The following is a 15,851-nucleotide window of genomic DNA, read 5'->3' as shown; positions in this document are numbered from 1 at the left end:
GGTTTGTGGTAGAAATATCTTAAAAAGTCAAATATTTATTCATTTCGGCCATGAGCTTAATTGCTACAAAATACTACCTTACAGAAGTTGATAAGTTGTCTGATTCGATTTATTGTTATCATGATGCCATGGGCGAAAACTTGGTACAGCCACATACACACCAAAAGGCCCAATTGTTGTACACAGAAGGAGGGGTAGTACATATTTCGATACCCGAAAAGACGTATTTTTTGCCAGCAAGGCATTACTTATGGATTCCAGCAGGTGTTGAGCATAGTATTCATGCTAGCTCGCCCGATATAATTATGCGGAATTTGTATTTTCCTACCAGTCAAAACGATGTAGATTTTTATGCCAATACAGCGATTTATCCTGTCAATGATTTGTTGATGCAATTGTTTTTGTTTTCCAATCGTTGGCATGGCGACATTGTGCCTAGCGACATTCCTAATTTTACGATAGCTTTGGCCATAAAGGCATTATTGCCATCTATTAGTGCTTTTAGCTTGCCCTTGGCATTGCCCTATCCCAAAGATGAACGTTTGACAAAACTGATAGATTTTATGAGGAATAACCTTCATAACCCTATTGTGTTCTCTGAAATATGCCAGCAATTTGGATTTAGTCAGCGGAGTTTATCACGTTTATTTCAGGCCGATTTAGGGATGTCGTTTATTCAATTTTATACTATTTTGCGAATATTGAAGGCTTTACAATTGCTATTAGAAGAAAAACTGCCTGTCAATGATGTGGCCATTATGGTTGGCTACAGTAGCATACCTACCTTCAGTAATACCTTTTATAACCTAATGGGTTTTCGGCCGTCTGATTATGCCAAAATGAAGCGAGTGTTGGAGTAATGGCACAAAAAAGGCTCTTGGTGCTACACCAAGAGCCTTTTGCTGTATTCTGCTGATTAAGCGTGTTTCAAAAGGTTTTGAGACAAAACAGCTTTTGGAATATTACCGCCTACTAATCTTTCTTTCAATTCACCATTTTTGAAAATCATCAAAGTTGGAATAGAACGAATACCCAAAGTTGCAGGTACAACCGAATTAGCATCTACATCCATTTTAGCTACAATTGCTTGGCCTTCTACATCTCCTGCCAATTCTTCTACAACTGGGCCTATCATTTTACATGGACCACACCATTCTGCCCAAAAATCTACTAATACAGGTTTGTCTGAATTTATTAGCTCCTGAAAGTTTGCATCAGTTGCTACAACATAATTTCCCATTTTATTTTTAATTAAGATTAATATTCACGTTCAAAGTTAAAACAAATTGATATACTTTCTTAGTTCATTTTTTGTTGAAAATGAAAGAGTGTTTTGGTATATTGTTGATTAACAGTATTTTGTATTTTTAAAATGCGGTTAATATTTATGGATTTTGGCCTTTTAAATCAAATTTTTCGGAAAAGTACCTGTATTGATAATTAATACTTTTCATAAAATTTCTTTATTCGGCGGGTGAGTTGGTCATAAATAGGCTTGGTAAATTCTGTAAATAATTGCTGTGGTGGCGGAGGCAGTAGCTCTTTGTTACGGGTCAAATTGAGCTGGTCTTTGGTCAAAGCCCTTTCATCGCCATTAAAACTTGCCCATTCGTTTACCCAAACAAAATTCCCTGGGATTTTTTCTCTTGAAATAACCTGATTGGTTTTAAAATCAATGATTTGCATATCTAATACGCCATTTGAGGTAACTGTTTTGCGAGTTTTGCTAAATTTGGCCGTTACTTTATTATAAACAGGTATTTTTTTATTGTTTACGGTTGCTTCGCCTACTTTTACGCTGTCTTTACTGGTAAGGGTTTCGGTATTGGTATTGACATACGTTTGGCCAACGACAAATTCATCAAACTGCAAACGGATGATATGCTGTGGCTGAAGCTTGATATTGGTAGCTTCTTCTGGAGCATAAAATTGGATAAACTGATTGAGTTTAGGGTTGGTTCTCAAAAACTCATTCACTTTGTCTTGAAAATACTCATTGCTAAGTTTGTAGGTTCTCGACGTTACAGTTACTTGTTCTACCACTACATTAATTACGGCAAGGTTATAGGCCTGATTAATTTTTGACTCAGTGTCTTTATAATGAGGTACTAACTCGCTGGCACGCAAAAAATCGGAATAAGCTTGTTTGGCAGCTTGCCGGTTGTTGCTTGCGGTATTCAACAACGCATTGCCCGACATATAGCGGTCTTCGGCAGCAAGGTTTTGAGCCGCTTGAAGCGGTTCTACATATTTTTTGGCATCGCCTATAGTTCTTATACAAGCAGGGCATTGGTCGAGGGCTTCGCCCAATTGGTTGATAGTTTGGTATTCGGCCACTACTTTTTCCCAGTGAAAAGCCTCCGTTGATTTTTCCCAATTGGCAACTCTATTATTATGATACCGCAGAGCCATAGGATATGCTTCTTTGAGTACTTGTTGCGAAGTAGAATTGGTAGGGCTTTTTTGCAGGCGATTGATGGCTGTATAAACCGCTTCATCATAATTTCCTTGTTCTAAGGCTTTTTTACCTGTCGAACAAGCAAAAATGGCAATACTGATACTGAGTACGGATAGAGATTTTTTGAACATCTTGAATTTTGATTGAGCAATAAGGTATTAAGAGATATGTTAAATTGACTTTTAGTGAGAAACAAATTTGAGTCCAACAATAGAAGCGATGAGGGTAAAAATAAAGAAAATACGCCAAAATTCAGCAGGTTCTTTAAAAAAAACAATTCCTATAATAGCCGTTCCGACTGCCCCGATACCCGTCCATACGGCATAGGCTGTACCCATTGGCAGTGTAAGCGTGGCTCGATAAAGCAAATACATACTGAGAGTAAGGCTAAAGAAAAACCCCAATAACCAAAACAGTGCAATATTGCCTGTCGATTCTTTGGCTTTGACTAGGCAAGTAGTAAACCCTATTTCGCTAAGACCAGCAATAATAAGTAAAATCCAGTTCATAAGTAGATGGTTTGTTATAAGGGCAAATTTAGACATAAATCTACGAAACGAAAAAAAGGGTCATAAGCCCTTTCTATTGTTGATTACTACAAAGTATTATTTCTGAAACTTTGCTTTGTAATATTGTTCTTCTAATGCGGTAGGTTTTTTGGGTTGTTTTACTCTCGAAAAACGATTTCTATGCGAGAAATACAGGTCTAAAATATCGTTGCCGTTGGCTTCTACAATGATTACGTCAGGTTCTGCAAATTTAGCTTTTTCGTTGTATAATGAAATATAATCGTCGATAGAATACCCCCACATAGCTGAGTTGATGATTTCTTTGTCGGGAAACATATCTTGTAAAATGGCCGAACCTGTAAATTTATTGTCGAGAAAAGGGAAATAAAATTCAGAATCGCCCATGAGCAAAATACGTTGTTTGGTTTTGGTGGTAGCCAAGTCGGTATCCATTCTAAACCCTTGGGCATTACTTTTTACCCGATAAGGCAACCCTTTTCCTCCATCCGAAATTTCGTCGGTATTGGGTGTCAAATCGCCCCAAACTTCAGGCTTTTGGGCAAATGTAGCACTAGATTTTACATTCCCAAATTGTTTGATAATAGGGGCAAGTTCGTTGGCTACTACTTTAGCTCCTTCTTTCGACCAGTGCCCATCTTTGGGAATCTGCGTAATAACAGCAGGGTCCATATCGGCAATTTTGGTGGTCAAATCAAAATAAGGAATATTCAGTTCTTTACAATAGCCTTCAATCAAGCCCTTACCCTCTTTGTTGATTTGGGTTAGACTGTTTCCTACTTCTGGCGTAAGAAATGTAATTACTAATTGAGCCCCATTGGCCTTGGTTAGGCTGTTGAGCTTGCTTAGTTGGGCTTTGTATCGGTTTTGAAGCTCGGTATACACTTTTTGTGATAGCGAATCAGATTCTGCAACAATTTCGTCTCGTGGGATTTCTGGAAATTGCCCAAGAATTTCTTCTTTAGCATTGGTTTCGGTACTTTGGGTAGATGTGGTTTTGGTTTCAGAGCAAGAAGTAAATAGCAATGTTCCTGCAATAAGGATTTGTAAGTGGATGTTTTTCATTCTGGTTAATTTTTGAAATAATTAATTTGTCTGTTAAAATTTGAAATATATATACTCTGTTGAATTGTGGGCTGGCCAAAAATAAATAATACTACCAAGCATTATGGCATAAATAATTGCTCGTAGATAGAGCGGTTTGTGCTGAATATCGGCTGTATGTATTTGATTTCGTTGAAAAAACTCAACCAAAACTACGCCAAGCGACAATAACATAGCTTCATGACCAATATCAGGGATGTTTAGTTGCCCGACTTTGAACATTTCTTGGTAATATAGTATAGCTGAGGTTAGGTTTGGAGAGCGAAAAAACACACGTGTTAGTGAAATTGAAATAAAAACTAGCAATATGGGTAAAAGGTTTTTCCATGTATAATTTTGGTTTTTGGGATTGCGAGTTAAGCCCAACAGAATAGAAATAACAAATAACAGACCATTGGCAGTACCCCAAAGAATATAAGTGCTATTGGCACCATGCCAAAGCCCACTTATAAAAAAAACGGCTAGAACATTAAAACAATACTGTAGCTTGAACTTCCCACGCCCACCCAAAGGAATATAGATATATTCTTTTAGCCAAGCACTCAACGAAAGATGCCACCTACGCCAAAACTCGTCGATACTTCTCGAAATAAAAGGAGCGTTGAAATTGGGATTGATTTTGATACCAAGCAACCTAGCCAAGCCCCAAGCCATATCTGAATATCCCGAAAAATCCATATATACCTGAAAACTGTATAAAAACACCCCCAACCACAAATATGGGGCTTCTAAAGCATCATGATTATAGAAAATATAATCTACAGGTGTAGCCAAGGTACTTGATACGATTACCTTTTTGAACAATCCCCAAATAATGCGTTGAATAGCCTGTTCGGTACTTTCAAGGCTCAAGTTTTTAGGTTCGGCATATTGTGCCAAATCTCGATATGCAATAGGTATTGGCCCCGAAAGAAGTTGTGGGAAAAATGAGAAATAAGCAAGGAGGTTGATAATACTGAAAGAAGGCCGTAGTTTTTCTCGATATACATCGGTAACATAACTATATGCTGCCAAAATATAATAACTAATACCCACAGTAGTAGTAAATGAATACCACGTAATGTTGTGATGACGCTCGCCCAGAATCCAGTGGTAATATTTACAAATAAAAAGCTGAAAAAGAAGACTTGTTATTACAAAATAATAGATAAATACCTTGAATCTTTCAAGTTTTGTTATGGCAATAGCACCTATCCAACAAAATATAGAAATGGCTACAAGCAAAACACTCAGTCGGTAGTCGTCCCAACCATAAAATACCAAACTACCTATTATCAGAATACTATTTTGGAGAGTAGTGTTCTTTTTGGCTGCCCAATAAATAGGGAAAAAAAAAGCAAAAAAGTACACAAACTTTAGCGTATTAAATGGCATATATTATTTAGTTATAGTGGAAAAAGCATACATAAAAACAGGATATCTATTGTATAGTCAAGAGAAACCTTCATACTGTTGCCTACTAGGCTATTAAAATGCAAGAAGAATGGATGAGGTAAGTATGTTTATAGCTATTAATTAGGCAGGAGTGGTAATTTATGTGAAAATGAGGAATGTTTTTGTGAAGAACAAATAAAATAAAAACTATTTTAATGAAAATTGGTGATAAAAATTAAATAAAAAACACAGTGAGGCTAGATACATCGTGTATCTAGCCTCACTGTGTACATCTGTGTTTTTTACTGAAAGGTGATTAATTAAGTTTGTAGGTCAAGCCCTTCAATTGTTGAAGAGCCTCCAATAATTCGTTGGTAGGCGAAATTTTATTTTTGCGAGAAAGCATCGTTACCTCCACTTTATCGTCGGGGTCTACTACCATAATCGATAAGCTACAATTGCCTTGATGCTGGTTCATAATACTATTAAGTTGTTGTACCAAATCGGCATTGACACTTTGCAGCCCTACAATAATACGCAGTTCTTTGGTGTATTTATCTCGAATTTCGGAAAGAAGCTGCATCGAAACAGGCTTAAATTCCCACTCGTCGGGTCTTCCCCAACGGTTTTTGATTTGCCCCCGAATATACAAAAATCTATCTTGAGCTACATATTTAGAAAGGTTGACAAAATCTTCACCAAATAAGGCAAATTCATAGCTACCATTGTAGTCTTCGAGGGTAAAAAGCATAAAAGGATTACCATTTTTAGAATACCTTTCTACCACTTTGGTTACAATACCACCTACACTTACCTCTTTTCCTCTAAAAACAGGTTCCATCACACGGTCGAGGGTACTACTACAAAAGCTTTCAAGTTCGAGGCGATAGGTATCGAGAGGGTGTCCCGAGATATAAATACCTACAACATCTTTTTCAAACTTTAGCCGCTCCATTTGCGACCATTTCTCAATCGTCGGAATTTTAGGTTTGGCAATATCTGCTCCGCCACCTTCGCCGAGCATTCCAAAAAGCGAAGCCTGAGCCGACGATGCTACTTCTAGCGACTTGTTGGCATACCGAATGATTTTTTCGATAAAAGAACTACCTTCACTTTCATCAAAATAAATAGCTCGGTGAATTTCAGGATAGCAGTCAAAAGCCCCTGCATAAGCCAAGCTTTCAAGGGTTTTTTTATTAACAGTCCGTAAGTTGACCCTTGTTACAAAATCAAAAATATCTTTATAGAAGCCGTTTTTGTCACGTTCTTCTATAATAGATTCTACGGCAGCATCGCCAGTGCCTTTGATAGCCCCTAGTCCAAAACGAATTTCCCCTTTTTTATTAACCGCAAACGAACGATACGATTCATTGATGTCGGGGCCTAATACTGGCAATCCCATTCGTTTACATTCTTCCATGAAAAACGTAATCTTTTCAATTTGTCCAAGCGAGTTAGACATCACCGCGGCCATATACTCGGAAGGATAATGGGCTTTCAAATACCCTGTTTGATATGCTACAAAAGCATAACAAGTAGAGTGAGATTTGTTGAAGGCATACTGAGCAAAAGCCTCCCAGTCGGTCCATATTTTGTTGAGCTTGTCTTCTGGATGCCCTTTTTGTTTGGCCCCATCTACAAACTTTCCTTTCATTTTATCGAGTGTAGCACGGTCTTTTTTACCCATTGCTTTTCTCAAAACATCGGCATCGCCTTTCGAGAATCCCGCCAATTTTTGAGAAAGAAGCATCACCTGTTCTTGATACACCGTAATACCATAAGTATCGGCTAGGTATTCTTCCATTTCGGGAAGGTCGTAGGTGATTTCCTCACGCCCATGTTTACGAGCAATAAAGTTGGGAATATATTCCAATGGCCCAGGACGATAGAGTGCGTTCATGGCAATCAAATCCGAAAATTGGTCGGGCTTGAGTTCTCGGAGGTACTTTTGCATACCCACAGATTCAAACTGGAATGTACCATTGGTTTCGGCACGTTGATAAAGCTCGTAGGTTAATTTATCGTCGAGCGGAATAGTATCCAAATCAATCGTAATACCATGATTTTGTTTAATCAAACGAAGAGCCTCTTTAAGAATAGAAAGGGTTTTTAGCCCCAAGAAGTCCATTTTGATTACACCGGCATCCTCAATAATTTTTCCTTCAAATTGAGTAATCAATAAGTTTACATCTTTAGAAGTAGATACAGGCAGAATGTCTGACAAATCTTTTGGTGCAATAATAATACCCGCAGCATGAATACCAGTACCACGCACAGAACCCTCCAAAATAAGGGCTTCTTCGAGTACCTTCGAGCGTAACGAGCCTTCTCGACGAATATCTCTTAGTTTTTTGACATTATCTAAATCTTCAGTTTGTAAGCTTTCTTTCTCACTGAGTGACTTTTCTCCAATAATTGGGGCATTCATCACACGGTCGAGCGAAATACCGGGTTTATCAGGTACAAGTTTGGCCAATTCGTTCGACTCATTAAGCGGCAAATCGAGTACCCGAGCTACGTCTTTAATCGACATTTTGGCGGCCATTGTACCATAGGTTACAATATGGGCTACCTGCTGTTTTCCGTATTTTTCTACCACATAATCAATCACCTTTTGGCGGCCTTCGTCGTCAAAATCGGTATCAATATCGGGCATAGACTTACGGTCGGGGTTCAAGAAACGCTCAAATAGCAAATTGTACTTGATAGGGTCAATATTGGTAATCCCAATACAATAAGCTACAGCCGAGCCCGCCGCCGAACCACGTCCAGGGCCTACAAATACGCCTAATTCACGACCAGCATTGATAAAGTCTTGAACAATCAAGAAATACCCCGCAAAACCCATTGTCCGAATTACGTGTAGCTCAAAGGCCAAACGCTCTTTGATATGAGGTTCTTCCCAGGCCTGTCCATAGCGATTGCGAGCACCCTCCCAAGTAAGGTGTTCGAGGTAATCGTCTTGCGACACAAACCCCGCTGGGATTTGGTAGTTGGGCAAAAGAATATCTTGCTTGAGTTTGAGGTGGTCGCATTTATCGACGATCTCGTTGGTATTATCAATAGCCTCTGGAATATGGTTCCAGAGTTGAGTCATTTCGGCTGTACTTTTAAAGTAAAACTGGTCATTATAAAAGGCAAAACGTTTACCTTTTACACTCTCGCCATCGTCAACGTCCTTATAAGTAGGAGTGGCCTGTTTTTCGCCCGTGTTGATACACAACAAAATATCGTGGGCGTTGGCATCTTTTTGGTCGAGGTAATGCGAATCGTTAGAAGCAATTACTTTGACATTGTACTTTTGGGCAAATTTCAACAAAACCTCATTTACCTTTAGTTGGTCGGGAATTTCGTGGTTTTGTACTTCTATATAATAATCTTCACCGAAAAGGTCGAGCCACCATTTGAATTCTTTTTCGGCTTCTTCTTCGCCATGACGCAAGATTGCCTGTGGTACAGAAGCACCAATACAGCAAGTTGTAGCGATAAGGCCTTCATGGTATTTCAGAATTAATTCTTTGTCAATACGAGGGTATTTACCATACAAACCTTCGATATAGCCCAAAGAACAAAGTTTTACGAGGTTTTCGTAACCTTTTTTATTTTTGGCCAGCATCAACTGGTGGTATCGTTTATCCTTTTGGTCTTTAGAAAAAGCCCGTTTATGGCGGTCGTCAACCACATAAAACTCGCAACCAACAATGGGTTTTACACCACCATGTTTGCCAGCTTCGGCCACAAATTGGAATGCCCCAAACATATTACCGTGGTCGGTAATAGCCACAGCGGGCATATTATCGGCTTTGGCTTTGGCAAACAAACCTGAGATTTTAGACGCTCCATCGAGTAGCGAATATTGTGTATGACAATGTAAATGACTGAATTGCATGATTGTTTGTGTTGAATCAAGTATTATGACTTTTATAATAGAAGAGAACAATAGGCTAAATCTTGGCAATATACCTGCAAGTTAAACTCCAATAGCTTCTGGCTCTACCTTTATAAAAGCCTAATGATTTTGTTTGGCGTACAAATTTGAAAAACTTCAAAATAGAATAGCACTTTTACCTATTTATTTACTGATTGTTTAGTTTGCTCAAAGGTTTATTAACAGTATCATTGAGTTGCTTTTGTACCAAACATTATATTTATGTGCCTACAACTGAATGACAGGCTCTTCGTGGTCAAAGAAAATAGCATTGAGGTAGTCCAAATAAGGCTTTAATACCAGACAGGATTGGGTAACAATTCGTTCAAAATCTGAGGAGATAACCTCTTCATTGGTGAATTTTTTCCAGAAAAACATTTGTTTCATTCGTAAAAGCTCAATTTCTGGGTGATTTTTGTCGTATCCTTTGGGCGATGTTTTTACGCTTTCGCCAACAGGTGTACCAAATGTTTTTACAAAAGTAGGATTATAGATAATTCCTTTGAGATGCTCGGCATTATAATCTATTTCCTGCCGAAACAAAGCCAGCTGCTCGGGGGTAGGCGAGTACATACCTCCACCCAAAAACGATTCGCCATCCTGAATATGTAAATAATAGTCCATTCTACCCGACTTGCGTCCGCCTTCCGAAAAGCTTGCCGAAAGCCATGTTTTGTAAGGGTCTTTATTGGGCGAAAACCGAACATCACGGGCAATTCTATAGTTACAATCTTTTACTTTGACACCCGTCATGTTTTCAAAAGTTCCGATTGAATGAATCAGATTTTGAATATTTTCTTCAAAACTAGCTTTTACTGAATCATACTGCTTTTTATTGGCATGGAACCACTCACGGTTGTTGTTGATTTTGAGCTGATTAAGGTAGTCAAACGTTTCTTGTGAAATCGCCATGGGTTGATAATTTGATGATGTTGTATATTTCTTTCGTGTGAAGTTACTCAAAATGTTTCAACCATGATTTGATGGATTGGAGGAATTTATTGATTTTTGTGTTTTATTGATTAAATCATATTGTGAACAAATTTTGGAATAGTTTTTAGAAATAGGTATTTAATCAAATTTTGAGAGAAACAACACTCGACTCACAGAACACAGTTAACAACTTTGAATAATGAGAATTTTAACAGGAATCCAAGCATCGGGACGACCACATTTGGGAAATATTTTGGGAGCTATTCGTCCTGCAGTAGCCTTATCCAAAGACCCCGCCAATGAATCATTTTTATTTATTGCCGATTTGCACACCCTTACTAGCTTGAAAGATGGTGAGGCACTTCGCCAAAATACTTATGCTATTGCGGCAGCGTGGTTGGCTTGTGGGTTTGATTCAGAAAAGAACTTTTTTTATAGACAATCAAGGTTGGCGGGCTACCATACCGAATTGATGTGGTATTTGAATTGCTTTACGCCATTTCCGATGTTGGCAAACGCTCATAGTTTCAAAGAAAAGTCTGAGAAACTCGCCAATGTCAACGCAGGCTTGTTTACCTATCCTGTGCTTCAGGCAGCCGATATTATGCTTTACGATGCCCATTTGGTACCAGTAGGAAAAGACCAACGCCAGCACCTAGAAATGACCCGAGATATTGGTTCTACCTTCAATCGTCAATATAATCAGGAGGTTTTGGTATTGCCAGAAGCCAAAATTGACGAAACCGTCATGACTATTCCAGGGATTGATGGCCAAAAAATGAGCAAGTCGTATGGCAATTATATTGATATTTTCTTGCCCGAAAAAGAATTGCTAAAAGTAGTAAAGAAAATTGTGACAGATACCACCCCGTTGGAAGAACCCAAAAACCCTGATACCTGTAACGTATTCAAATTGTATGAATTAGTAGCCACCGCCACCGAAATAGCCGAAATGCGTCAAAAATATTTGGCAGGAGGCTTTGGATACGGCCATGCCAAACAGGCTTTGTACGAAGTATTGGTACGTGAGTTTGCCGAAGAAAGAAGACTTTTTGACTATTATATGAACAATTTGGATGAATTAGAAGCAAAACTAAAAGCTGGTGAGCAAAAAGCAGAACTTATTGCCAAAGCCACTATTGAGCGTGTCAGAAAGGTATTGTGTTTTTAGAAAACAATAAAGGCATAGATAGGCACAGGATGATTTTCTAGAAAGAAATACTGATTGTGCCTGTATTTTTAGCATAAATAAAGATTTAACCCCCAATGTATTGGTATGAATCAGCTCGACACCCAAGCTTTTTTGTTGCTCAATGGTTTGCATTCTCCTTGGCTCGATACCCTAATGGCATTGATTACCAATAAGTTTACATGGATTCCACTGTATGTACTTATCATTGCTTCAATGATAAAAACACATAAAAAAGAGGCTGTGCCGATGTTAGTGATGATATTGGTTTGTATATTGTTTTCCGATCAAATTTGTTCGTCAATCCTAAAGCCTTGGGTAGCAAGGTTAAGGCCATGTCACCAGCCGAGCCTCGATGGCCTAGTGCATTTGGTTGGGGGCTGCGGAGGCCAATACGGCTTTTGTAGTTCGCATGCCGCCAATAGTTTTACATTGGCAGCTAGCTTATGGTATTTGTTTGGCCAACAACACCGTTGGGTAGCCTTATTTTTTCCTTGGGCAATAATCGTAAGTTATAGCCGTATTTATGTAGGAGTACATTATCCTTTAGATATTTTGGCGGGGGCATTGGTTGGCCTTGTTGTAGCCAAAATTAATTTTGAATGTTATTTGTATTATCTCAAAAATAGAAAAGCAGCGAATTAACTATGAAAATTGCTATCAGCTTATTGTTATTATTAGGTAAATTTTGGACGAATACCCCATTGGTATCTGAAAAAGATGCTATTCTGGGTGTTTGGTACACAGAAGACAAGTTATCGAAAATACAGATTTATGAAACCGAAGGAAAATACCACGGTAAAGTAGTTTGGCTCAAAAATCAGCAAGGTAAGTCTGTTCTTGATGCTAAAAACGAAAATAAAAGCTTACGTAACAAGCCTATTTTGGGCTTAATAATACTAAGCGATTTTGTACATGAATCTAAAAATGTTTGGACAAATGGTCGAGTTTATGACCCCGAAAGTGGCAAATCGTATGCTTGTAGACTAACCCTAAAAAATAACCATACACTTGATGTAAGAGGGTATATAGGTAAACCTATTTTTGGGAAAAGTGTGGTTTTTTCACGAATAACCGAAGAGTAATAAATTTGGGGATAAATGATAATCATTAACCAAAGAAGGCGGTCGAAATTAGTTTTTCGACCGCCTTCTTTGGTTAATGATCTACCTCGTAAATCCCAATAAATACAAACATGAGGTTTTGATTTTAAATTAGCCCAAAATTCGGGACGACTCATGTTTGATTTTATGACAATTCAAGCAAAAAACGCATTGTATCAACACCATCGGCATAGTCCCAAATCTTAGGCTTTTGCGATTGTCCGAAAGGCAAACTACCCTCTAGCCAAGCATCTTTAGCTACAATACATTGAATCTTGTCGGCATGAACTACCAATTTTTCCTGTAATTCTTCTACCGAGTGGTATCTTTCAAAAAACACGACCGAAATAGGTGATACCAAATTTTCGCTTTCGGTAAGTACCAAAAAGCCATTGTCGTAATGCAAAACACCATTGACTAAATAAATAGACTTATTGTAGTCGTAATTATTTTTGTATTTGTTGTGGTAAAAAATATCGCCAAGCGGCTCGATAGTATCATAAAAATCAGAGAAATCGTAGCCTACAGGAACATATAATTTAGAAATATTACGACAGCCCAAGCCATAATACGACGTAATGTCGTAGCCCAAGCCAAGGAAATCTTCGGCTGTTTCTTGGCCATTCAATACCGCCACCGAAGAGCGATTTTTGCGGATAATATGCGGTTTATTTCTAAAATAGTATTCAAAATAACGAGACGAATTATCAGAACCAGTAGCAATCAAGGCATCTACATCTTTGAGCTGTTCTGCCAAGGTAATATCCAAATCAGGCTCTATTTCGAGTAATTTTAGGATAATAGCCTTCATAATTACTGAATCTTGCGAGCTAAGTTTAGCAGCACAAGCATGCCCCGATATAATAATAGTTAATAAATCATGAAAACCCACCGCAGGAATATTACCAGCCATAATAACACCAATACGGAAAACCGTCTGTGGCCTTTCGGGAATATCGTATAGTTCAACCCACTGGCGGAGAGCCTCCTCTTCGAGGTACAAATCAGCAATTGCTTGAAGCGAGTTCAAGGTGTTTTGAGGCGTAAACCAGTTGTTTTGATGAACGGCCGAATCTGCCCAAAGTTCAATTTCTGCTTTGTTTTTTTCGTCTTTTAAAAAGCGACCGAGTGCTAAAAAAGCCTTAATTCGTGATTCTAAAGTCATAATTAAAAATATTTTCACAAAGGTAATCAAATCTGGTCAAATAAAATTTTTACAATAGTCTTCAAACTATGTAGCCTATTCAGTGTTTAGTTATTAAATTTGTGTGCTAGTTATTTAGGTATCAAAATCATTATCAGTAAATTTTGAATTTATAGCGATAATTATTCATGATTAACCGATAGCAATTAACCGATAACGTTTTTATTAAATTTTTTAAAGCTATGGCAATTATCATAACCGAGGAGTGTATCAACTGTGGAGCTTGCGAACCAGAATGTCCAAATACTGCAATCTATGAAGGTGGTGTTGAGTGGACTTGGTCGGGTGGTACTAAGTTGGTAGACGTTGAATTGGAAGACGGTACCGTAATTGGTGGGAAAGATCCAATGACTCCAGTTTCTGACGAATTTTATTATATAGTATCAGATAAGTGTACCGAGTGTATGGGATTTCATGAAGAACCACAGTGTGCGGCAGTTTGTCCAGTAGATTGTTGTGTTCCTGACCCTGACAACGTAGAAGACGAAGAAACTCTTTTGGCTAAGAAAGCATGGTTGCACGCTGAATAGAACAAGGTATAATACAATTGTTAGAAAACGTACAAAGCCCCGATTTCGGAAGAAATCGGGGCTTTTTTATTGGTTTTGTGCAAAAAAATCTTGAAATCGTAAACAAAGAATATTTGGTTAATTGTTGAAAAAACAGAATAAGTTATAAATTGAACCTATATATGCTATTTTTATGTGAAATTGGAATATTTTGGTCTATATGAAGAGGTAATTTGGATTATTTTTTGAAAAAAGTCACAAAATAGGTTTAAAAATTATCTAAAAAATTTGGATTAATGATTTTTACCTATAATATTTGCATTGTAATCAAGCATTAATTATTAATCAATTAACCAAATAATATTATGAAAAAAACATTAACCGCATTATTTTCTTTGTTTTTGGCAGTTCCGGCTTTTTCACAAGATAAAGAAGAAGAAAAAAGTAAGTTTACATTTTCTGGCTACATTGATTCTTACTATTTAACAAACTTCAATAATCCAAGAGATATGAAAAACGGTGGTGCTTCAGGAACAGCTAGAGCATTCGACCAAAAAACAGGTTTTTCATTAGGTTTGGTACAAACTAAAATTGGATACTCAACTCAAAAATCGGATGTGGTTTTGGATTTAGCTTTTGGTCCTAACGCTGATTTGGGTAACTATGGTAACAATATCGGGCCACTCGGAACAGATGGTTCTTCTTCACTTATTATCAAACAAGCGTATTTCAACTGGAAAGCAACAGATAAATTCACATTGACGGCGGGTCAGTTTGGTACTCACATCGGTTATGAAGTAATTGATGCCCCAGTAAACTACCACTATTCTTTGTCAAACTTATTCAACAACGGTCCATTCTACCATGTTGGGGTAAAAGCAGCATACGCATTCTCTGACAAATTTGCATTGATGGGTGGCATTGTAAGTGGGGTAGATGCACTTTATAGCAACAACAACAAACCAGGGTTGATTGCTCAGGTGTTTGTACAACCAGTAGCTGGCTGGAACGTTTATGTAAACGGTATTACTATTAACCGTAACGCTAAAGACCCATCAACAGGACTTACGCCAAAAGGTACTTATAACTTGATAGATTTGGCTACAACTTACCAAGTAACAGAGAAATTCTTGTTAGGCTTGAATGCTGCGACTGGTGTTGAAGATAAAAATGGAGATGGTAAATTCAGCAATGAATCTTGGGGTGGTTTTGCTGTATATCCAAAATATGATTTTACTAGTACATTTAGCTTGGGTGCTCGTTATGAGTCATTCTCAAACAAAAATGGTATGACGGCTTTGGTAGCTAACGGAGAAGGTGTTAAGGTTAACTCATTCACAATCACACCTACTTTTACAGTAGCCGATGGCCACTTGTTATTGAAACCAGAATTGAGAGTTGATTCATTCGACAAAAACTTCTTTGTAGATGGCGATAATGTTGATAAAAAATCACAAACAACATTAACTTGGGCAATGATTTACAAATTCTAATATAAGGTTTTAGTCACGAATAAAACTTT

At 37.8% G+C, this 15,851-nt stretch carries 14 protein-coding genes; 6 read left to right on the top strand and 8 right to left on the bottom strand.

The window, feature by feature from the left end:
- The first annotated feature begins 50 nt into the window (after nucleotides 1–50).
- Entirely contained in the window at nucleotides 51–860 is an 810-nt protein-coding gene (locus FLEMA_RS0110680; RefSeq protein WP_044171237.1) for an AraC family transcriptional regulator, read from the top strand.
- A gap of 56 nt (nucleotides 861–916) precedes the next feature.
- Here the strand turns inward: FLEMA_RS0110680 and trxA are convergent, their stop codons facing one another.
- The 7 genes from trxA to FLEMA_RS0110645 all read right to left on the bottom strand — a co-directional run bounded on the left by trxA (nucleotide 917) and on the right by FLEMA_RS0110645 (nucleotide 10,303).
- Complete coding sequence (gene trxA, locus FLEMA_RS0110675; RefSeq protein WP_026995467.1) at nucleotides 917–1,240, bottom strand: thioredoxin; 324 nt, start codon at nucleotides 1,238–1,240, stop codon at nucleotides 917–919.
- A 200-nt stretch (nucleotides 1,241–1,440) separates the two neighbouring features.
- Nucleotides 1,441–2,589 carry a hypothetical protein gene (locus tag FLEMA_RS0110670; protein ID WP_026995466.1) on the bottom strand — a complete coding sequence of 383 codons (1,149 nt, stop codon included), beginning with the start codon at nucleotides 2,587–2,589 and terminating at the stop codon, nucleotides 1,441–1,443.
- 51 nt (nucleotides 2,590–2,640) lie between these two features.
- Entirely contained in the window at nucleotides 2,641–2,967 is a 327-nt protein-coding gene (locus tag FLEMA_RS0110665; protein WP_026995465.1) for a DMT family transporter, read from the bottom strand.
- 96 nt (nucleotides 2,968–3,063) lie between these two features.
- A complete protein-coding gene (locus FLEMA_RS0110660) occupies nucleotides 3,064–4,050 on the bottom strand; it encodes a hypothetical protein (RefSeq protein ID WP_026995464.1) in 987 nt (328 codons plus the stop codon).
- A gap of 33 nt (nucleotides 4,051–4,083) precedes the next feature.
- Nucleotides 4,084–5,463, bottom strand: coding sequence for an MBOAT family O-acyltransferase (locus FLEMA_RS0110655; RefSeq protein WP_026995463.1), 1,380 nt, complete (start codon nucleotides 5,461–5,463; stop codon nucleotides 4,084–4,086).
- A gap of 316 nt (nucleotides 5,464–5,779) precedes the next feature.
- The gene (gene dnaE / locus FLEMA_RS0110650) at nucleotides 5,780–9,352 is read right to left on the bottom strand and encodes a DNA polymerase III subunit alpha (protein WP_026995462.1); all 3,573 of its coding nucleotides are present in this window, start codon (nucleotides 9,350–9,352) and stop codon (nucleotides 5,780–5,782) included.
- Nucleotides 9,353–9,619: 267 nt separating this feature from the next.
- Entirely contained in the window at nucleotides 9,620–10,303 is a 684-nt protein-coding gene (locus FLEMA_RS0110645; RefSeq protein ID WP_026995461.1) for a DUF2461 domain-containing protein, read from the bottom strand.
- A 217-nt stretch (nucleotides 10,304–10,520) separates the two neighbouring features.
- On the opposite strand from FLEMA_RS0110645, the gene trpS reads away from it, so the two are divergent.
- The 3 genes from trpS (at nucleotide 10,521) to FLEMA_RS0110630 (ending at nucleotide 12,598) form a co-directional block, all read left to right on the top strand.
- Nucleotides 10,521–11,495 (top strand): tryptophan--tRNA ligase, encoded by a 975-nt coding sequence (gene trpS, locus FLEMA_RS0110640; protein WP_026995460.1) that lies wholly within the window; start codon nucleotides 10,521–10,523, stop codon nucleotides 11,493–11,495.
- A 105-nt stretch (nucleotides 11,496–11,600) separates the two neighbouring features.
- Nucleotides 11,601–12,158, top strand: coding sequence for a phosphatase PAP2 family protein (locus FLEMA_RS68200; protein ID WP_044171235.1), 558 nt, complete (start codon nucleotides 11,601–11,603; stop codon nucleotides 12,156–12,158).
- A gap of 2 nt (nucleotides 12,159–12,160) precedes the next feature.
- Nucleotides 12,161–12,598 carry a DUF2147 domain-containing protein gene (locus FLEMA_RS0110630; protein ID WP_026995459.1) on the top strand — a complete coding sequence of 146 codons (438 nt, stop codon included), beginning with the start codon at nucleotides 12,161–12,163 and terminating at the stop codon, nucleotides 12,596–12,598.
- 163 nt (nucleotides 12,599–12,761) lie between these two features.
- Here the strand turns inward: FLEMA_RS0110630 and FLEMA_RS0110625 are convergent, their stop codons facing one another.
- On the bottom strand, nucleotides 12,762–13,781 hold the full coding sequence (locus FLEMA_RS0110625) for an aldehyde dehydrogenase family protein (RefSeq protein ID WP_026995458.1): 1,020 nt from the start codon (nucleotides 13,779–13,781) through the stop codon (nucleotides 12,762–12,764).
- Between the two features lie 221 nt (nucleotides 13,782–14,002).
- Between FLEMA_RS0110625 and FLEMA_RS0110620 the strand changes: the two genes are divergently transcribed.
- Both FLEMA_RS0110620 and FLEMA_RS0110615 read left to right on the top strand, forming a co-directional pair.
- Complete coding sequence (locus FLEMA_RS0110620; protein WP_026995457.1) at nucleotides 14,003–14,350, top strand: 4Fe-4S dicluster domain-containing protein; 348 nt, start codon at nucleotides 14,003–14,005, stop codon at nucleotides 14,348–14,350.
- A gap of 344 nt (nucleotides 14,351–14,694) precedes the next feature.
- On the top strand, nucleotides 14,695–15,822 hold the full coding sequence (locus FLEMA_RS0110615; protein ID WP_026995456.1) for a porin: 1,128 nt from the start codon (nucleotides 14,695–14,697) through the stop codon (nucleotides 15,820–15,822).
- The last annotated feature ends 29 nt before the right edge of the window (nucleotides 15,823–15,851 follow it).

This window comes from Flectobacillus major DSM 103, assembly GCF_000427405.1.
Taxonomy (GTDB): domain Bacteria; phylum Bacteroidota; class Bacteroidia; order Cytophagales; family Spirosomataceae; genus Flectobacillus; species Flectobacillus major.
This window is presented reverse-complemented; position numbering and strand designations above follow the sequence as displayed.